Genomic DNA, 18,738 nt, shown 5'->3' on the forward strand with positions numbered 1-18,738 from the left:
CCTATCAAGGATTAGTGCTGACCTGGCCACGCAGGGCCGGCCAGTAGTCGGTGAGTTTCAGGTCGATCAGGGCCTGGTTGGTGAAGCCGGTGGCCAGTGACGGGCCGATGTCGTAGGTGTCGCGAATCAGGTGGTTGGCCAGCGCGTAGGCGGTCAGCGCCTGGTAGTGGGCCTTGAGTTGCGCGTCGCTTTTCGGTGCCCAGCGGTCTTTCCAGGCGACCGGGTCGTTCTGGTCGTCGCGGCGCAGCACGCTCTCGGCGGTGCCGGCGCGCGAAGACAGCTGGTAATAGGCGTCCTGGTTCTGCGGCTGGGAAATCCACCACGCCGCCTTGACCCACGCGGTGGCGAGCAGTTGGGTGATGTCCGGGTTCTGTTGCACAAACGCGTCGGTGCCCCACAGGTCCGAGACCAGGCGCCAGTCGTTGCTGCCTTGCTTGGTCGACCAGATGATCTTGCCCACGCCTTTGTCTTCCAGGGCGTAGGCTTCGCTGAGCAGCACGGCCGCATCGACCTTGCCGGCCGAGACCGCTGCGGCGCCGACCTGCGGGTTGAGGTTGGCGATCTTGAAGTCGTCGAGTTTCAGGCCCTTGCTGGCCAGGAAGTTGCTGAAGGCGAACTCCCAGGGACGGCCACGGTGCAGCGCCAGGCGCTTGCCCTTGAGGTCTTCGATGGTCTTGGCGCTGGAGCCTTCGGGCACCACCAGGTAGATGTTGTTGCCGCTGCCCCCGGGCACGATCAGCTTGCCCGGCACACCGCCGGCACCGGCGATGACGGAAGGCAGGTCGCCGCGCACGGCGAAGTCCAGGCTGTTGTTGCTGAAGCCCTCGTTGATCTGTGGGCCGGCGCCGGCGTGGGGCAGGGCGATCCATTCCAGCTTGACCCCGCGCTCGCGCAGTTGCGCTTCAAGCCAGCCCTCCTCGATCACGCGCCCGGCGATGCCACCAAACACCGGTTTACCGCCTTGGGTGTAGGCGACGATGGCGATTTTCAGCGAGGTCGGAGCGGCGTGGACGGTGCTGATTGCAAGTACCCCGAACAGCGCCGCGATGGTCTTGCGCCAGAGGTTTTTCATGGGCGTTCTCCCTACCTGAATTGACAACCCCGGTAGGAGCCGGCTGGCCGGCGATGCGGCTCTTGAGCCTTGCAGCGCCTGAAAAGACGCTATCGCCAGCACGTCGGCTCCTGCACGGAGATCGTGTTGGGAGGGACAGAGCAGATTGCATGCCAGCCAGCGAAAAAAGCGCTCTAGCCCGCGTGTTGCAAGGCCTGCAGGGTTTCGTCGAAGGGTCGCTCGAAAGGCTGGTTGCTGATGGGCGAACACGCTAGTGCTGGCCGGTTGCTGCTCCAGCAGCAGTGCCAGGTGTCGCTGCTGGTATATTCGATCAGGGAATATATAAATATTAATTAATAATTAAATGGTCTAGAAAACTTCATGCACTATTGAGCACGCGCTTTTACTGCCAGGAATGCACCATGTCGCTGATCACCCATCCCAACGCCCGTGAATTGACCAAGTCGGTGCGTGCCACCGTGCTGGTCTTCAAGGACCCGCGCTCGCAGGAACTGCTGGCGCGTATCGAGCGCCTCGCGCCCAGCGAGGCCAACACCTTGATCATTGGCGAGACGGGCACCGGCAAGGAATTGGTCGCGCGGCACATTCACAATTTGAGTCGACGCGGACGCGAGCCCTTTGTCGCGGTGAACTGCGGTGCCTTCGCCGAAACCCTGGTGGAGAGCGAACTGTTCGGCCATGAAAAGGGCGCGTTCACCGGCGCTACCACGCACAAGGCTGGCTGGTTTGAAGCGGCGAACGGCGGCACATTGTTCCTCGATGAAATCGGCGACCTGCCACTGAACATGCAGGTGAAATTGCTGCGCGTGCTGCAAGAGCGCGAGGTGGTGCGCCTGGGGTCGCGAACGCCCATCCCGATCAACGTGCGGCTGGTGGCGGCGACCAACGTCAACCTCGCGGACGCGGTAGTGGCGGGGCATTTTCGTGAGGATTTATTCTACCGTCTGCACGTCGCGACGATCCGCCTGCCACCGCTGCGCGAACGCCCCGGTGACATCCTGCCGCTGGCCGAATTCTTCCTTGAAGAGCACTGCCAGCGCCTGGGCTACAACCGCGCCAGCCTGAGCCTGGAGGCCGAGCGCAAAATGCTCGAACACAGCTGGCCGGGGAATATTCGCGAGCTGGAAAACGCCATTCACCATGCCTTGCTGGTGTGCCGCAACCAGCGTGTGCAACCGGCCGATCTGCACTTGGTGGACATGCGTTCATCGGGCATTCGCCAGGACGAAGCCAACCATGCGCCGCCGGCCATCAGCGGCCCGGTCGACCTGGAAAGCGCGCTCAACGCGCTGTTCGAGCAGAACATTCCAGACCTCTACGAACACATCGAAGAGACGATCTTTCGCGCGGCGTATCGCTACTGCCACGGCAACCAGTTGCAGACCGGGCGCCTGCTCAACATCAGCCGCAATATCGTGCGTGCGCGGCTGGAGAAGATCGGCGAACTGGGCAAGCCTGCGCTGCTCGACGGCCAGTAAACCGGGTGTTAGCGTTTCGAGCTTCTCTGAACCGTAGAGGGCTCGACATTGATCCGACTGACCGATTACATCGCCGATATTTCCCGCTCCGCACTGGCCCCCTGGGCCGACCTGTCGCCCTGGGCGCTGGTGACCCAGGCACCTGCGGTGGTTCGCCAGTTGCTGGCCGACCTGCCGGCTGACGACTACAGCGTGCAAGGCGAAATTGCTATCCACCGCAGCGCCACCGTCGAACCGGGCGCCTTGCTCAAGCCGCCGCTGATCATTGGCGCCGATTGCTTTATCGCCAGCGGCGCACTGCTGCGCGGTGGGTGTTGGCTGGATGCGCACTGCATCATCGGCCCTGGCGCCGAGTTGAAAACTTCCTTCGTGTTCAGCGGCAGCAAGCTGGCGCACTTCAACTTTGTCGGCGATTCGGTGCTCGGCCACGGTATCAACCTGGAGGCGGGCAGCATCGTCGCCAACTACCGTAACGAGCGCGATGACAAGGAAGTGCAGGTGCGCGTCGCAGGCCTGTTGCAGCGCACCGGGTGCGACAAGTTCGGCGCGTTGCTCGGTGACCAATGCCGTATCGGTGCCAATGCTGTGTTGGCCCCGGGGGCGGTGTTGGCGCCTGCCAGCGTGATTGGGCGAGGGCAGGTGTTCGACGCCGAGGCGCCGATATAAACGCGAGGTTGAAAAGATCGTGGTGTCGCGGCGGGATATTAATTAGAATGAATCTCATTTGAGACATAATCGCGCCCGTGCAGGTTGCTCGCCATGAATGATGCTGTTGTCCCTACGCACGCCCCCGAACTGACCTTGTCGTGCCTGTACCGCGAGCATCGCAGTTGGCTGGAAAGCTGGCTGCGGCGGCGCCTGGGCAATGCCTGGGATGCAGCCGACCTGAGCCAGGACACGTTCCTGCGGGTGCTTGCGAGTGCCCAGCCGATCGCGCAGATGCAGGAACCGCGGGCTTACCTGGTGACCGTCGGCAAGCGCCTGCTGGTGAATTTTCATCAGCGCCGCAGCCTCGAACAGGCCTACCTGAATGCCCTGGCCACCTTGCCCGAAGCCTGTGTTCCGTCGCCCGAACAACGCTGGTTGGTGCTGGAAACCCTGCAGGCCCTGGATGAATTGCTCGATGGCTTGCCGGCCGTGGTCCGCCGCGCGTTCTTGTGGAGCCAGCTCGAAGGCCTGGGGTATCGCGAGATCGCCGAGCGCCTGGCAGTGTCCGAGCGCACCGTGAAGCGCTACATGGCCCAGGCCTATGAACATTGCCTGCTGGTGGAGCTGTGAACCGTGACGTCGCGCGTGCGGCCGCCCAGTGGCTGGCACTGCTGGAATCCGGCGCCGCCACCGAGCGTGATCACGCCGCCCTGCAGCACTGGCGCGACAGCCATCCCCAGCACGAACAGACCTGGCAGCGCGCGCAAAGCCTGCGCCAGCGCTTCAGTGAATTGCCCCAGGCACTGGCCATGGCCAGCCTCGATCGCCCGCAACCGGGGCGTCGCGCGGTGCTCAAGCGCGCATTGGGTGTGGCGGCGCTGGTGCCGGCGGCCTGGCTGATCAGCCGCCAGTTGCCCCTCGACGCCTGGCGTGCCGACCTGCGCACCGCCACCGGCGAGCGCAAGCGCCTGCCACTGGCGGACGGCGCCAGCCTGCAGCTCAACACCGCGACGGCGGTGGACGTGGACTTGGCGCAACGCCGCGTGACCCTGGTCGACGGCGAACTGGCGCTGACGGTGCCGGGTACGGCAGCGCTGACCGTGGACACCCGTTATGGCCAATTGCGCGTCAGCCAGGCCGAGGTGTGTGTGCGGCAACTGGCTTCCGGCTGCCGGGTCTCGGTGCTCAAGGGTGCGGTGCAGGTACGCGATCTGAAAGGGCAATTGGCGACGCTGCAAGGCGGTCAACAAGCGTCTCTGCACGCCAGCGGGCTGGGTGCCTGGGTGCCGTTCGATGTGCTGCAACTGGGCTGGCGCGACGGCGTGCTGACGGCACAGAACCAGGCGCTGGGGGATTTCCTGCGTGAACTGGAGCGCTATCGCCCGGGTGTATTGCGTTGGGATCCGCGCCTGGAATCGCTGCGGGTCACCGGCAGTTTCCGCCTCGACGACACCGACCGCATCCTCAGCCTGCTGGCTTCGACGCTGGGGCTGGAGCTGCACTCACGTACCCGCTATTGGGTGACCCTGGCACCGCGGGACACGACTGTTTGAGGGGTGTGGTGGTGGTTGCCACTTGGAGTTATATGGCTGCTGCGTTTTTAATTGTGGTGAGCGGGCTTGCCCCGCGTTGGGCTGCGCAGCAGCCCCAATCCAGCAGAATGCGGTGTGTCAGGCAATCCTCGGTGTCAGGTTCTGGGGCCGCTTCGCAGCCCAACGCGGGGCAAGCCCGCTCGCCACAATGAGTTCATCAGCCCCAGAAATCCCAGGGGTCACGATGAGTTCATCAGCTTCTGAAATCCCAGTGGTCACGATGAGTTCATCAGCCGCAGAAATCCCAGTGGTCACGATGAGTTCATCAGCCCCGGAAATTCCAGTGGTCACAATGAGTTCATCAGCCCCAGAAATTTCAGTGGTGACGATGAGTTCATCAGCCCCAGAAATCCCAGGGGGCACGATGAGTTCATCAGCCCCAGAAATTCCAGTGGCCACAATGAGTTCATCAGCCCCAGAAATTCCAGTGGTCACAATGAGTTCATCAGTCCCAGAAATCCCAGGGGCCACAATGAGTTCATCAGCCGCAGAAATCCCAGGGGTCACAATGAGTTCATCAGCCCCAGAAATTCCAGTGGTCACAATCAGTTCATCAGCCCCAGAAATTCCCGAAGTCACAATGAGCCCAGCAGGCACATAAAGCTCTGTGGTAACGACAGACCAGCAACTCCTCCCTCCATCGCCATCAATGTCAGATCACATGCGCCCGTTGCAGCTCAGTCAGCGACTCGACCTTGAGCCTGGCGAGCAGTGGGTCGCGTCGGTCCCGTGGGTGCGGCAGCTCCACCGTCAGTTCCTGGCGGATGCTGCTCGGGCGGTTGTCCATCACCAGCACGCGGTCACTCAGGTACAGCGCCTCGTCCACATCATGGGTCACCAGCAGCAGTGCGATGGCATGGTGCGCGGCCAGTTGCAGCAGCAAGTCCTGCAGTTTCATGCGCGTGAATGCATCCACCGCACTGAACGGCTCATCCAGCAGCAACACCTGCGGACGAGAATACAGGCCGCGTGCGATGGCCACGCGTTGCGCCATGCCGCCGGACAGCGCCTTGGGCAGCGCCTGGGCAAACCCCTTGAGGCCGACTTCCTCGATCAACTGCGCGACCCAGGCCTTGTCGTAGTGGCTGTCGTCGCTGAAGCCGATGTTCTGTTCCACGGTGAGCCAGGGCATCAGCCGAGGTTCCTGGAACACGAACGCCACTTCGCCATCGGGGCTGCGCAGTTCGCCCTGGAAGTCCTTTTCCAACCCGGCGACGATGCGCAGCAAGGTGCTCTTGCCGCAACCGCTGGGGCCCAGCAGGCTCACGGCTTCCCTAGGTCGCAAGGCCAGGCGCACGTCTTTCAACACGGTGGTGCTGGCGAAGCTTTTACGCTCCACCCGAATCTCCAATAACGGCTGGCTCATGGTTGCGCTCCTTGGCCATTGAAAGTATCGCGCCAGGCCAGGCAGCGTTTTTCCAGCGCGGCGAGCAGGCCGTCGCTGACCTTGCCCAACAGCGCGAGCACGATGATTGCCGCCAGCACGATGTCCGGCCGCGAGGTTTCGCGCCCATCGCTGAGCAGGTAACCCAGGCCCTTGGTCGCCGCGATCAGCTCGGCCGCCACCAGGAACATCCACGCCAGGCTCAGGCCACTGCGCAAGCCGGTGAACAGGCCGGGCAGGGCGGCGGGCAGCAGGATGCGCCGCACCAGCCGGCGCCGACTGAAGCCGTACATTTGCCCGACCTCCACCAGCTTGCGGTCGATATCGCGGATCGCCGCCACCCCGTTGAGGTACACCGGGAAGAACGCGCCAATCGCGATCAGCACGATTTTCGAGGTTTCATCGATGCCCAGCCACAGCAGCAACAGCGGCACCCAGGCCAGGCTCGGGATCGAGCGCAGCCCGGCGAAGGTCGGTTCCAGATAGGCCTCGGCCTCACGGCTGAGGCCGACCCAGGCGGCGAACACCAGTGCCAGGCTGGCGCCAATGGCAAAGCCCAGCAATACCCGGCCGAGGCTGGCGCTGATGTGCTTCCACAACGCGCCTTCGGCCAGGTCGGTGAGGGTCACGGCGATCTCGCTTGGCGCCGGCATCTGGTAGGAGGGCAGCCAGCCGACCCGCACGACCACTTCGAGGATCAACAGGATCGCCACCGGCAACACCAGCCCCTTGAGCCGGCGCGGCCAGGCGCTGCGCGGGTTGATCACCGGCGCAGGCAGCGGTAGTGCTTGGGTTTTGCTGGTCATCACAGACCCCTTATGGCTTGGGCAGGGTTTGGCCGAACGAGGTATCGATCAACTGGTCGATCACCTGGTCGACATTCACGCCTTTGCGGACCAACTCTTCGGACACCAGGATCGGCGCAGCGGCCTTGGACGACTGCACATCCTTGCTGCTCAGCAGCGGGGTGCTGAGGTCGGTGCGCGACAGTTGCAGCTTGGCCACTTCCAGCGGCAGGCCGGATTCGTCGGCGAGCAGCTTGGCGAATTCATCCGGGTGCTTCACTGCCCAGTCGCGGGCTTTTTCATAGGCACCGAGTACTTTGGTGATGGTTTGTGGGTGCTCCTTGGCGAATTTTTCGGTGACGCTGACTACGCCGTAGCTGTTGAAGTCTTTGTTACGGTAGAGCAGGCGCGAGCCGGCCTGGATTTCACTGGCGGCCATGTGCGGGTCGAGACCGGCCCAGGCATCGACGTCACCTTTTTCCAGCGCGGTGCGGCCATCCGGATGCTGCAGGTGGACCAACTCGACGTCGTCTTTTTTCAGCCCGGCCAATTGCAGGCTGCGCAGGGTGAACAGGTACGGGTCGGTGCCTTTGGTGGCCGCGATTTTCTTGCCTTTGAGGTCGGTCACGCTCTTGAACGGCGAGTCCTTGCGCACCACCAGGGCGGTCCACTCGGCACGGCTGTAGACGTACACCGATTTGATCGGGCTGCCATTCGCGCGGCTCAACACTGCCGAGAGGCTGGCGGAGGAGGCGAAGTCCACGCCGCCGCTGTTGAGGTACTCCAGGGAACGGTTGCTGCCCTGGCTCAGGACCCAGCCGACTTTGCTCTTGGGCAGGGCTTGTTCCAGCCAACCGAAGTGTTTGAGCACCAGGCTGACGGGGGAGTAGTAGGCGTAGTCGAGGTTGACTTCGGCGGGGTCGGTCTCGGCGGCGAAGGCCGGCGATTGCAGGCACAGGGCGAGGGCACAGGCGCCGAGTAGACGTTGGGTCAAAGGTTTCATGGAACAGCTCCGGACAAGGCGTTGAGAGAAGGCTTTTCTTATATTCAGAAAACTGAGATGGCATGTTCCATCATGCTTTATAGGAATATGCAGTCTCTGTGCCATCTTGCGCGAGGCCGGATTTGCTGGGGTTTGGACAGGTCAGGCTGTTGGTGGGTGCAGCAGATTGTTGAACCACTGTTGGCAGGCGAACAGTTGGTATATTTCTAAATCATATAAATAAAGAGTTATTTATTCCTTTTAATGTTCTCCGTGATAGCGCATTTTGAGGGCCTGCGCATTCGTGCGGATTGACCCAACAGCCAAAAGGAAACCCGACATGACCATTAAAGCGATCAACGTGCGCAACCAGTTCAAGGGCGTGATCAAGGAGATCCTGCTGGGCGAAGTGGTGTCCGAAATCGACGTGCAAACCGCGTCGGGTATCGTCACTTCGGTGATCACCACCCGCTCGGTGCGCGATCTGGAATTGAAGGTCGGCAGTGAAGTGATTGCGTTTGTGAAGTCCACCGAAGTATCCATCGCCAAATTGTGAACCCCATACAAATGTGGGAGCGGGCTTGCTCGCGAAGGCAGTGTGTCAGTCAACCCATCGTTAACTGTCCCGGTGCATTCGCGAGCAAGCCCGCTCCCACATTTTTTTTGCGTACCGTCAACGTCGCGAATCAGCCCCGGCGGTGACGCAAGGCATGCTCCATGCGTTGCAGGCCTTCTTCGAGCATCGAGCGTGGGCAGCCGAAGTTCAGGCGCACGAACTGCTGGCTGTCGTCGCCGAATTCGATCCCTGCGCTCAGGCCGACCTTGGCGTGTTCGAGGAAGAACTGCTGCGGGTCGTCCAGGCCCAGGGCGCTGCAATCCAGCCAGGCCAGGTAGGTGCCCTGCGGGGCGTGCATGACGACGCCGGGCAGGCGCGTGTTGACCGCGTCGAGCAGGTAGTCGCGGTTGGCTTGCAGGTACCCGACCAGCGCCTCCAGCCAGTCGCCACACTGGCTGTAGGCGGCGCGGGTGGCCTCCAGGCCCAGGGGGCTGACGCTGTCTACCATGCCGCAGCGCGCCTGGTTGAAGCGCTCGCGAATCTCGGCGTTCTGCACCACCGCAAAGCAGGTCTTCAGGCCGGCGACGTTATAGGCCTTGCTCGCCGACATCAGGGTGATGGTGCGCTGGGCGATCTCGGGGCTGAGGCTGGCGGTGGGGATGTGCCGGCGGCCGTCGAAGCACAGCTCGGCGTGAATCTCGTCGCTGATGATCAGCGCGCCCTGTTCCAGGCAGGCAGTGGCCACGGCCAGCAGTTCTTCGCGCGGAAAGACTTTGCCCATCGGGTTGTGCGGGTTGCTCAACAGCAGCGCGCCGGCGCCGTCGAGTGCCTGGCGCAGGGCCGGCAGCGGGGTCAGGTATTCACCGTTGATCAATTCAAACGGCACTTCGATACGCGGCAGGTTCCAATGCCCCGGCGCCAGGCGGATCGGGCGATAGTTGGGGGTCTGCAGCACCACCGGCTGGCCGGGTTGCACGAAGGCGTGCAGCGCCATATTGAAGCCCGGTTCGACGCCGGGCAAAAACAGCAGTTCTTCCGGTTGCACGCGCCAGGCGTACTTGGCCCACAGGTCGGCGACGATGGCTTCGCGCACATCCGGACCGGCCACGCTGTAGCCGAGGATCTGCTGGTCGAGGCGCGCGCGCAGCGCCTGCAGCACCGCAGGTGGCGCGGCGATATCCATGTCGGCGATCCACATCGGCAAAACGTCGGACGGATAACGGTTCCACTTGGTGCTGCCGGTGCCGAGGCGGGGGTGGATCGTGTCGAAATCAAAGCTCATGGGAGGCTCGTGTCAGGGAGGCGGGCGCAAGAATGGCGCTGATTCTAGCGCCATTATTTTTATAGGCCAGAGCTGATTGCCTCGGACAGTTGCCGGTGGGCGAGTTCCACCGCGCGGTTGACCGCTTCCGCGCCGCGCACCATCGCGCCCAGGTAGATGAAATCCACCGTGTGGATGCCCACCGTGGCCAGGATGGCGTGCATGTACGGCGTCAGGAAGTCCGGCTCATGGCCCTTGCGGGCATTGCCGGAACTGACCAGCACAAAGGTGCGGCGGTCCTTGAGCAAGCCGACTTTTTCGAACTGCGCATTCACCGTGAAGCTGCGCTGGATGCGCACCACATGGTCGATCCAGCTCTTGAGCGCCGCCGGCACGCTGAAATTATGCACGGGGGTGCAGATGACCAGCAGGTCGCAGGCCTCCAGCTCGACGATCAACTCCTCCGACCGCGCGGTGGCGCTGCCGCTCAAGCCGCCCGGGGTGGTGAGGGCGTTGGCGTATTCGCGGCTCAGCGGTGGCAGGGCCTGGCCGCCATAGTCGCGCTCCGTCACTGCGGCGTCCGGTACCAGGTCGCGCAGCAGCGCACGAGCCAGCTTGAAGGTCTGCGCCGCCTTGCCATGCGGGCTGAAACTCAGCAACAGGGCGCGGGTCATTGGCTCAGGTCCTGGGAGAAATGCATGCCCAGCGGCAACAGGCCCTGGCGGAAATAGAAACGCTGGGCCAGGGCCATGTGCATGCCGGTGTCGAGCACCAGCCAGCGATAGCCACGGGCGCGGGTTTCTTCGCGGACCCGCTCGAGCAGTTGTTCGCCCAGGCGTCGACGCTGCAGGGCGGCGTCCACGACTAAATCATCGACGTAGATAAACCGGCCATACAGGGTGTTTTCCGTCAGCCGGTAGCCGGCCAGGCCAATCACCTTGCCGTGCTCGCGCGCGGCCAACAGGTGGTAGCCGTTTTGCCGTTGCCGTTGGACCTGCGCGGCGAAGGCGCTGGCGTTGGTCAGGTGAGGGCGCAGTTGCTGCATCAGCGCAAAGCTGGCGATGCACTCGGCCTCGGTTTGCATCGCTACGAACTCGACTGAGTCATGCATGGTTGAAGTGCTCCTGGCACGCCTGGCAGGCGCAAGTGGCGAAGGCATTGTTGAGGCGAGAAGGCATGGGCAGTTCCTGGTGGCACGCAAGAGAGGCGCCATTTTCGCGGGTAGCCAGGCGAACCAACAGGGGCATGAATGGACAAGTGGCCTGGGACATGATCAGGCGTAGCGCCTGTGGGGCGGCGTTGAAGTGCAGTGCGCGAGGCGTGCGTGGCGGAGCCGGATCACCGGGCGGGGAGGCCGGTCTTAGTCGTTTATCTGCACGATCCCTTCGCGTACCGCAAACATCACCAGGCTGGCGACATCATGGATGTGCAGGCGATGCATGATCTGCGAGCGATGTGCCTCGATCGTCTTGATGCTCAGCCGCAGGCCTTGGGCAATATTGCGCGTGGTTTCGCCGCGGGCGATCAACCGGAGTATCTCCAGTTGGCGCACGGTCAGTTTCGAGTGCGAGATGGGCTTGGTTTCCTCGCGAGTCTGCTTGACGGCCTGGCTGACCACCAACGACACAACCGGCACCGACAGGTACTGGCCGCCGCTCTTGAGCGCCTCCAGCGCGAGTTCGAGCTCAAGCACGCTGGCACTTTTCAACAGATAGCCCTTGGTGCCGAGTTGCAGGCACTGCATCACGAAGCTGGAATCCTTGTGGGTCGAGATCATCAGGATGCGGCTGGCCGGCGCGCTGATCGACAGGCTCTTGAGCAGTTTCATGCAGGCAACCCGTTCGATATCCATGTCGAACACAATAATGTCCGGTTGCAGGCTCGAGGCGAGTTCGAGGGTGGTGCTCTCACTGTCGGCTTCCGCGATGACTTCGTAGGGCTCTTTTTGCTCCAGGAGTGCACGCAGGCCGGCACGTAACAGGGGATATACATTCGCTACAAGGATTCGACAACGCATAGGCTTCAGCCCAAATCGCAGAGACAAGAGGCAGCGTTGATCTCGCTGCTGTAATTTACTGTGTAGCGTCCGTGTCTACAGGGGTTAACGCGCAGGTCTTAGAGTGTGAAGACTTTTCAGCCGTGGCGCGCGTTATCGCCAAACTCCTGGATCAAGCGGGAGAATTTATTCAACGGTTCAACGGCTTGGGCCGAGCCCAGTTTGATCGCTTCCTTGGGCATGCCAAAGACCACGCAACTGGCTTCATCCTGGGCGATGGTCTGCGCGCCATTTTCACGCATTGCCAGCAGCCCGCGCGCGCCGTCGTCGCCCATGCCGGTCATGATCATGCCCAAGGCGCTGGGCGCGGCATGCCTGGCGATCGAACGAAACAGCACGTCTACCGAAGGTTTATGCCGGTTAACCGGCGGGCCGTCCACAACCTCGACCTGGTAGTGCGCACCGCTGCGCTTGAGTTGCATATGCAAGCCGCCGGGGGCCAACAATGCCAGGCCACTGTGCACCCGATCCAGATGCCTGGCCTCGCGCACTTCGATCTGGCAGAGCTTGTCCAGGCGCCGGGCAAAGTCGGCGGTGAATTTTTCCGGCATGTGTTGAACGATGACAATCCCCGGGCAGTCACGTGGCAATTGGCGCAAGACAAATTCGAGGGCTTGCGTGCCACCGGTGGAACAGCCGAGCGCGACGACTTTTTCGGTGGTGCGCAGCCGGTTGACCGGTGCAATCCGGCTGTCCTCGCCAGGCGCCGTCACCGTCGCGGGCAGGGCGCGTGGACGGGTCTTGGCGCCGTCCTCGATCTTGCGTATCAACTCGGCCGACAACGCTTCCAGGCTTTGCTTGAGCCCCAGCCGCGCCTTGGTGAATACGCCCACGGCGCCTGCCGACAGCGCCTCGACGGCGACGCTGTTGCCCTGCTCGGTCAGCGTCGAGCAGATGATGGTCGGCGTCGGCCGTTCGCGCATGAGCTGGCGCAGGAAGGTCAGGCCGTCCATGCGCGGCATTTCGATGTCGAGCACCAGCACGTCCGGCCAGTCGCGGCGCATTTTCTCGATGGCGTAGAGCGGGTCGGCCGCCTGGCCGATGACCGTGATCCGTGGGTGGCTGGCCAGGCAACTGGTGAGCACCTGGCGCACCAGCGCCGAGTCGTCGACGATAAACACCTTGATCATCGCGGCAGGCTCCGTACCGGCGGCGACGGCAGGCCGTTGCGCAGGCACTCGATTGCCCCGCTGCGGCCGTTGACCTGCAGGCGCCGGTAATGGTCGCCGTTGAGGTCCCAGGCGTCGACCGACCAATTGCGCAGGCTGAACTGTTCCCGCGCAAAAGCGCTGTTGCCGGCGCCGACCCTGCGCCGTGGGTTGCCTTCGAAGCGCACCAGGCTGCCACCGCCGAAAATGCCCTTGCGGTACTCCGTAGGTTGCGTGCCGTGGCGGGCCATGTCGGCGTGGATGCGCTTGAACACGGACTCGCCGTAACGGGTGTCCAGGCGTGTGCCTGCGCCCGGATCGTTGGGCAGCAGAAAGTGCGAGACCGCCAGCAGCCGTCGGTGTGGGTGCCACAGCACTACGGCGACGCAACTGCCGAGCAAGGTGGTGACCACGCCGTCGTGGGTCCCGAAGAAGTAATCGCCGGGGTTCAGGAATATCGAAGGTTTCATAAAAGCTCGTAGACCGAAGGGCAGGTCAGGCGCATCGGCAGATCAAAGCCGTGGATGCTTTCCGCGTGCCCGATAAACAGCAGGCCGCCGACGCGCAGCTGGGTAATCAGGCGCCGGACAATCCGCTGTTTCTCTTCGTTGTTGAAATAGATCAGTACGTTGCGCAAAAAGATCACGTCGAAAGGCCCGAGTGCCTCTGGCAGCGGTTGCGTAAGGTTGATCTCGCGCAGGGTGATGCGCTCGCGCAGCGCGGCCTGCACGCGAAATCGCCCGCTCATGTCGCCGACGCCGTTCAGGCAATAGCGCTTGAGCCAACCCTCGGGAAAATACTTGGCCTGGGCCATGTCATAGATGCCGTCGCGGGCCCGCGCGAGCATGCTTTGGCTCAGGTCGCTGGCGACGATGGACCAGTCCTGCGTGCGCGCGTTTTCGCTGGCAACCATTGCCAGGCTGTAAGGCTCTTCGCCGGAGGAACAGGCGGCACTCCAGATCTTCTGCGGTCCGCGCTGGCGGGCCAACCATTCGCCGAAGAAATCGAAGTGCGGATGCTCACGAAAAAAGTACGTTTCGTTGGTGGTGAGCAAATCCACCACCAGCCGCCGCTCCTTGATGAACAACGGGTTGTCGAGCAACTGCAAGTAATCGGCGTAGCTGCCCAGCCGATAGTGGCGCAGGCGCTTCATCAGGCGGCCGGCGACCAGCGGGCGTTTGTTGGGCGCCAACTGGATGCCCGACGCCTCGGCCATGAGTTTCTGCAAGCGGCGAAACTCGTATTCGGCGAGTTTCGGCAGGGTTAAAAGTGCAGACATTCAAAGGCCGTTCGTGACGGCAAGGCTCAATTGCGCGATGTCATCCAGCGACAATACCTGGGCGATATCGAGAATGATCGTGAAACCTTCTTCATTGCGGGCCATGCCGGCGATGAAGTCGGTGCGGATCCCGGCGCCGAACGGCGGCGGTTGGACCACCTGCTGCGGGTCGATGTCGAGCACCGCGTCGACGGCATCCACGACCAGGCCGATGGCCTGGGTGCTGTCGCTCAAGGCCAGTTCGATGATGACAATGCAGGTACGGTTGCCCGCGCGGGTCAGCTCGAAGCCAAAGCGCGCAGCCAGGTCCAGCACCGGCACGACATTGCCGCGCAGGTTGATCACGCCATGGATAAACGCCGGCATCATCGGCACGGCCGTCACTTGTGCGTATTCGATGATCTCGCGCACCAGTTCGATCGGCAGCGCATAGTCCGCGTCACGCACGCGAAACGACAAGTGCTGGATGCTCAGGGGTTCGGCCAGTGAGTCGACGGTTTGAAAACGTTGGTTGGCAAGGGAAGTCATGGGCGCGGTGCTCAATTGAAACTGACGAACTGGCCTTCATCGACCGTCGTCCTGCCCTTGGACCAGCTTGGCGACGCGCTGGGGTAGTTGTCCTGGCTGCGCGGCAGGCCACGCTTGAGTGCGGGGCCGTCCTGTTCGAAGCGGAAGAAGCCGATCAGCTCCTGCAATTGTCCGGCCTGGGCGTTCATTTCTTCGGCGGTGGCGGCAAGCTCTTCCGAGGCGGCGGCGTTTTGCTGGGTGATTTGGTTCATCTGGCCCATGGCGATATTGATCTGCCCGGCGGCGCTGCTTTGTTCCTGCGAGGCGGCAGTGATTTCCTGCACCAGGTCCGAGGTTTTCTGGATGTTCGGGACGATTTCGTTCAACAGGCGGCCAGCCTGTTCGGCCAGGTGCACGCTGCTGGAGGCAACTTGACCGATCTCCTGGGCCGCCACCTGGCTGCGTTCGGCGAGCTTGCGCACTTCGGCGGCGACCACCGCGAAGCCTTTGCCGTGATCACCGGCGCGGGCCGCTTCGATGGCGGCGTTGAGCGCCAGCAGGTTGGTCTGGTAGGCGATGTCGTCGATGATGCTGATCTTGTCGGCAATCTGCTTCATCGCCAGCACCGTGTCGCTGACCGCGCCACCGCCTTGCACCGCGTCGTTGGCGGCTTTGCCGGCAATGCCGTCGGTGATTTTCGCGCTTTCAGTGTTCTGGGCGATCGATGCCGACATTTCCTCGACCGAGGCGCTGGTCTGCTCGACGCTGGCCGCCTGTTCGTTGGCGGCCTGGCTCAGTGACTGCGAGGTGGAGCTGACTTGCTCGGAGGCCGAGGAGAGTGAATCGGCGGAGCTGCGCACATCCCCGAGGATGCTGCGCAGGCGCTCGGTCATGTTTTGCATGGCCGCGAGCAACTGGCCGGTTTCATCGCGGCTGTCTGCCTGCAGGTCCTGGCTCAGGTCGCCGGCGGCCATGCGGTTGGCGGCGGCCACCGCACCGTTGAGCGGCTTGGTGATACTGCGCGTGACCAGCACGCCAATGACCACGCCAAACAGCGTGGCAGCCAGGACCAGCGCGATCATTTGCAGGCGCGAGCGGTCGGCGATATCGGAGATTTGCTGATTGGCCTCTTTGGCGCGCTCCTGTTTGTAGCGGCTGACTTCGCCGATCAGGCGGTCGATCTGCTCGCCGCTGACCACGGCCTTGGGCAGCAGGTCGGTGACGTCGCTGGTCTCCTGCAGCTGGCTGGATTGCTGATGCAGGGTCAACACCTGGTGCACCAGGTTTTCGTAGTCCTTGAGCGGCGTTTCCAGCTGGTCGATCTGCGCCATGCCTTCCTTGGTGATAAAGCTGGCGCGTGCGCTGTTGATCAGCGTGCGGGTTTTATCCAGCGCGGCCTTGGCCTGGTTCGCCGCCTGCTCACGCGCCGCGTGGTTGGTCGACAACAGGCTCTGGCGCATCGAGCGGCCGGCGACGATCAGCTGGATATTGGCTTCCTGCAGGGTGCTCAAACCCGTGACGTCCAGCTCGTACATGCGGTCGGACAGGCCATTCACCTGTTCGAGGTTGCGGATGCCGATAAACCCGATGATCGCGGTCAACGCGACGACCACCAGGAAACCGGCGGTGAGTCGGATGCCTATCTTCATGTTGCGAACAAATTGCATGCGGTTTCTCCTGAAAAGGCTAGGCAAGGGGTTCTAAAAGGGATACGTCGAGGGCGGCAGGGGCCTGCAGCTGTCGGAACAGGCTGGGCACATCCAGGATCAGCGCCACTTGCCCGGAGCCGAGGATGGTCGAGCCACTGATGCCGCGCAGGTGCTGGAACATCTGGCCGAGTGGCTTGATCACGGTTTGCAGCTCGCCCAGCAGGTGGTCGACGATCAATCCGGCGTGCTGCCGGCCTTGGCTGACCACCACGATATTGCGGCGCCGGGCAGTGCTCGCGGGCAGCCCGAAGTGTTGATCCAGGGCTATGCACGGCAGCGGCGTGCCGCGCAGGTTGAGGTAGCCGTACTGGCTGGTGAGCGACGCGGCGCTGGCCTCCATGCATTCGGTGACCATGTCCAGCGGGATGACAAAACTGTCCTGGCCCACGCCCACGTGAAAGCCGTCAATGATCGCCAGGGTCAGCGGCAGGCGAATCCGGAAGGTGCAGCCCAGGCCTTGCTGCGACTCGATCTCGATGCTGCCGCGCAATTGCTCGATGGCGCTGCGCACCACGTCCATGCCAACGCCGCGCCCGGAGAGGTCGGACACCTGTTCGGCAGTGGAAAAGCCGGCTTCGAAAATCAGCCGGTGAATTGCGGCCTCGTTGAGCACCGCCTCGGCCTCGATCAGGCCTTTGCCGATGGCTTTTTCGCGAATCCGCGCGGTATTCAGGCCGCGCCCGTCGTCACTGATTTCCAGCACGATCATGCCGGAGTCATGGTAGGCGTTGAGCTGCAGGTTGCCCTCGGCGGGCTTGCCGGCTGCGAGGCGTTCGGCGGCCGACTCGATGCCATGGTCGATAGCGTTGCGCACCAGATGGGTGAGCGGATCGGCGATCTTGTCGATCACGGTTTTGTCCAGCTCGGTGTCGCCGCCACGGATGTCCAGCTGGATGTGCTTGCCCAGTTGCTTGCTGACATCGCGGACCACGCGGTGGAAGCGGTTGAAGGTTTCACCGACCTCGACCATGCGCAGTTTCAGCGCGCTCTCGCGGATCTGCTCGACGTGCTGGTGCACGGCCAAGGCGCTTTCGATACACGCATTGTCGCCAGTGCGCTTGGCCTGCATCTGCGCACCGGCGGTGCTGATGACCAGCTCGCCAACCAGGTTGATCAGCTCATCGAGCTTGTGCGCAGGGACCTTGACCATGCTGGTGTCTTGCGGACGGCGGTCGCGGGCCGGTAATTTTTTCTCGGCGGGCGCGGCCAGGGTGGGCGCAGGCTCGGCGCAGGGTTCGAGGGTGAGGGTGCAGAAGTCGACGATGAAGTCGAAGACGTCGACGATCTCCTCGCGGCTCGCGGCGCTGCGCAGGGTCAAGGTAAAGCCCAGGTAACAGGCTTCGGGGTCGAAGCTGTCGAGGCCCGGCAGCCGATCGGTGCGGGTGTGCAGGGTGACGATTTCGCCCAGGCGGCTGAGGTAACGCAGGAAGGCTGCCGGGTCGAACCCGTTGCGCAACAGTGCCTCGCTGAAGTCGATCGACAGTTGCCAGAGTTGCGTATTGGCACTGATAGTCGGCGCGGCCGGCACGCTGTCGACGACGGGCGTGTCGTCACTCAGGCCACGCGCCTGCGCCAGGGCGTCGAGCAACAGTGCCTGTTGGGCCAGGTCGGTGTGCATCTCGCCGGTGACGGGGTCGACGGCTTCAAGCATCCGCCGCAGTTCGTCCATGCAGCGCAGCATCAACGAGGTGAGGTTTTCATTGAGCGTGCGCTGGCCGTCGCGCACTTGCATCAGCAGGCTTTCAAGGTGATGGGTGAGATTGACCAGCGGTGTCAGCGAGAAAATACCCGCCGAGCCCTTCAACGTGTGCACGGCGCGGAACAAGCCGTTGACCGCGTCGCTGTCTTCGGGGACGGTTTCCAGTTGGAGCAGGCTGTCTTCGGCATCCTTGAGCAAGTCCCGGCCTTCGCTCAGGAAGCCCTGGAGCAATTGGTTCCACTGTTCGCCAGTGAGCATGGTCAATCCTCGATCCGAGCGTTGGGAAACAGTGATTCCAGGCGCAGCAGTGCGAGGGTTTCGCGCACGGCAGGGGCGGCATCGACCACGGTGACCGGGCTACCGCCCTGGCTGAGCGCGCGTTGGATCACCAGCAGCAATTGCAGGCCGGCGCTGTCGAAATCGCCGATACCGGCCAGGTCAAGCTGCCAGGCGTCGGCGTTGAGCGGCAACAGCGCGACAAAGGCATCCCGCGCCTCGCTGACCTGATAAATGCTCAGGTCACCGTCGATACGAATGCGCGTCGGGCCGCCGAAAGCGGAAGGGGTCAGCGTGAACATGGGC

At 63.0% G+C, this 18,738-nt stretch carries 21 protein-coding genes and 1 pseudogene; 5 read left to right on the forward strand and 17 right to left on the reverse strand.

Annotation, left to right across the window (positions count from 1 at the left end):
• Positions 1-4: 4 nt before the first annotated feature.
• Positions 5-1,072 carry an ABC transporter substrate-binding protein gene (locus JFU04_RS13020; RefSeq protein ID WP_201144249.1) on the reverse strand — a complete coding sequence of 356 codons (1,068 nt, stop codon included), beginning with the start codon at positions 1,070-1,072 and terminating at the stop codon, positions 5-7.
• A 401-nt stretch (positions 1,073-1,473) separates the two neighbouring features.
• Between JFU04_RS13020 and JFU04_RS13025 the strand changes: the two genes are divergently transcribed.
• From JFU04_RS13025 to JFU04_RS13040, 4 genes are all read left to right on the forward strand, one after another.
• Positions 1,474-2,550 carry a sigma-54 interaction domain-containing protein gene (locus JFU04_RS13025; RefSeq protein ID WP_065901248.1) on the forward strand — a complete coding sequence of 359 codons (1,077 nt, stop codon included), beginning with the start codon at positions 1,474-1,476 and terminating at the stop codon, positions 2,548-2,550.
• A 48-nt stretch (positions 2,551-2,598) separates the two neighbouring features.
• Positions 2,599-3,216 (forward strand): LpxA family transferase, encoded by a 618-nt coding sequence (locus tag JFU04_RS13030; protein WP_201144250.1) that lies wholly within the window; start codon positions 2,599-2,601, stop codon positions 3,214-3,216.
• 93 nt (positions 3,217-3,309) lie between these two features.
• Positions 3,310-3,828 carry a sigma-70 family RNA polymerase sigma factor gene (locus JFU04_RS13035; RefSeq protein ID WP_106804057.1) on the forward strand — a complete coding sequence of 173 codons (519 nt, stop codon included), beginning with the start codon at positions 3,310-3,312 and terminating at the stop codon, positions 3,826-3,828.
• A complete protein-coding gene (locus JFU04_RS13040) occupies positions 3,825-4,751 on the forward strand; it encodes a FecR domain-containing protein (protein ID WP_201144251.1) in 927 nt (308 codons plus the stop codon). The genes JFU04_RS13035 and JFU04_RS13040 overlap by 4 nt, the downstream gene beginning before the upstream one ends.
• 117 nt (positions 4,752-4,868) lie before the next feature.
• On the opposite strand, the gene JFU04_RS13045 is transcribed toward JFU04_RS13040, so the two are convergent.
• The 4 genes from JFU04_RS13045 to JFU04_RS13060 all read right to left on the reverse strand — a co-directional run bounded on the left by JFU04_RS13045 (position 4,869) and on the right by JFU04_RS13060 (position 7,962).
• Positions 4,869-5,369, reverse strand: coding sequence for a hypothetical protein (locus JFU04_RS13045; RefSeq protein ID WP_201144252.1), 501 nt, complete (start codon positions 5,367-5,369; stop codon positions 4,869-4,871).
• Between the two features lie 73 nt (positions 5,370-5,442).
• Positions 5,443-6,156 (reverse strand): ABC transporter ATP-binding protein, encoded by a 714-nt coding sequence (locus JFU04_RS13050; RefSeq protein WP_065904912.1) that lies wholly within the window; start codon positions 6,154-6,156, stop codon positions 5,443-5,445.
• Entirely contained in the window at positions 6,153-6,980 is an 828-nt protein-coding gene (locus JFU04_RS13055; protein WP_201144253.1) for an ABC transporter permease, read from the reverse strand. Before JFU04_RS13055 ends, JFU04_RS13050 begins: the two co-directional genes overlap by 4 nt.
• Positions 6,981-6,990: 10 nt before the next feature.
• Positions 6,991-7,962 (reverse strand): aliphatic sulfonate ABC transporter substrate-binding protein, encoded by a 972-nt coding sequence (locus JFU04_RS13060; RefSeq protein WP_201144254.1) that lies wholly within the window; start codon positions 7,960-7,962, stop codon positions 6,991-6,993.
• A 319-nt stretch (positions 7,963-8,281) separates the two neighbouring features.
• Between JFU04_RS13060 and JFU04_RS13065 the strand changes: the two genes are divergently transcribed.
• The gene (locus JFU04_RS13065) at positions 8,282-8,497 is read left to right on the forward strand and encodes a TOBE domain-containing protein (protein ID WP_003173733.1); all 216 of its coding nucleotides are present in this window, start codon (positions 8,282-8,284) and stop codon (positions 8,495-8,497) included.
• Between the two features lie 130 nt (positions 8,498-8,627).
• On the opposite strand, the gene JFU04_RS13070 is transcribed toward JFU04_RS13065, so the two are convergent.
• The 12 genes and pseudogenes from JFU04_RS13070 to JFU04_RS13120 form a co-directional block, all read right to left on the reverse strand.
• The gene (locus JFU04_RS13070) at positions 8,628-9,779 is read right to left on the reverse strand and encodes a MalY/PatB family protein (protein ID WP_201144255.1); all 1,152 of its coding nucleotides are present in this window, start codon (positions 9,777-9,779) and stop codon (positions 8,628-8,630) included.
• A gap of 59 nt (positions 9,780-9,838) precedes the next feature.
• Positions 9,839-10,432 (reverse strand): FMN-dependent NADH-azoreductase, encoded by a 594-nt coding sequence (locus JFU04_RS13075; RefSeq protein ID WP_106804052.1) that lies wholly within the window; start codon positions 10,430-10,432, stop codon positions 9,839-9,841.
• Positions 10,429-10,869: a GNAT family N-acetyltransferase gene (locus tag JFU04_RS13080; RefSeq protein WP_120448479.1), complete on the reverse strand. Its 441-nt coding sequence runs from the start codon at positions 10,867-10,869 to the stop codon at positions 10,429-10,431. Before JFU04_RS13080 ends, JFU04_RS13075 begins: the two co-directional genes overlap by 4 nt.
• 249 nt (positions 10,870-11,118) lie before the next feature.
• Positions 11,119-11,775, reverse strand: coding sequence for a response regulator (locus tag JFU04_RS13085; RefSeq protein WP_106804050.1), 657 nt, complete (start codon positions 11,773-11,775; stop codon positions 11,119-11,121).
• A gap of 116 nt (positions 11,776-11,891) precedes the next feature.
• Complete coding sequence (locus JFU04_RS13090; RefSeq protein ID WP_201144256.1) at positions 11,892-12,944, reverse strand: protein-glutamate methylesterase/protein-glutamine glutaminase; 1,053 nt, start codon at positions 12,942-12,944, stop codon at positions 11,892-11,894.
• Entirely contained in the window at positions 12,941-13,432 is a 492-nt protein-coding gene (locus tag JFU04_RS13095; RefSeq protein ID WP_201144257.1) for a chemotaxis protein CheD, read from the reverse strand. The genes JFU04_RS13090 and JFU04_RS13095 overlap by 4 nt, the downstream gene beginning before the upstream one ends.
• Positions 13,429-14,241 (reverse strand): CheR family methyltransferase, encoded by an 813-nt coding sequence (locus JFU04_RS13100; RefSeq protein ID WP_201144258.1) that lies wholly within the window; start codon positions 14,239-14,241, stop codon positions 13,429-13,431. Before JFU04_RS13100 ends, JFU04_RS13095 begins: the two co-directional genes overlap by 4 nt.
• Positions 14,242-14,769: a chemotaxis protein CheW gene (locus JFU04_RS13105; RefSeq protein WP_201144259.1), complete on the reverse strand. Its 528-nt coding sequence runs from the start codon at positions 14,767-14,769 to the stop codon at positions 14,242-14,244.
• A gap of 11 nt (positions 14,770-14,780) precedes the next feature.
• On the reverse strand, positions 14,781-15,929 hold the full coding sequence (locus tag JFU04_RS13110; protein WP_404940341.1) for a methyl-accepting chemotaxis protein: 1,149 nt from the start codon (positions 15,927-15,929) through the stop codon (positions 14,781-14,783).
• A pseudogene (locus tag JFU04_RS30640) lies at positions 15,915-16,415 on the reverse strand (MCP four helix bundle domain-containing protein); the annotation flags it as partial. The gene JFU04_RS13110 and the pseudogene JFU04_RS30640, both read right to left, overlap by 15 nt.
• A gap of 19 nt (positions 16,416-16,434) precedes the next feature.
• On the reverse strand, positions 16,435-18,414 hold the full coding sequence (locus tag JFU04_RS13115) for a chemotaxis protein CheA (RefSeq protein WP_201144260.1): 1,980 nt from the start codon (positions 18,412-18,414) through the stop codon (positions 16,435-16,437).
• A gap of 2 nt (positions 18,415-18,416) precedes the next feature.
• On the reverse strand, positions 18,417-18,734 hold the full coding sequence (locus JFU04_RS13120) for an STAS domain-containing protein (RefSeq protein WP_201144261.1): 318 nt from the start codon (positions 18,732-18,734) through the stop codon (positions 18,417-18,419).
• Between the last annotated feature and the right edge of the window lie 4 nt (positions 18,735-18,738).

Origin of the sequence: Pseudomonas sp. TH21 (assembly GCF_016651025.1) — a bacterium.
Taxonomy (GTDB): domain Bacteria; phylum Pseudomonadota; class Gammaproteobacteria; order Pseudomonadales; family Pseudomonadaceae; genus Aquipseudomonas; species Aquipseudomonas aylmerensis.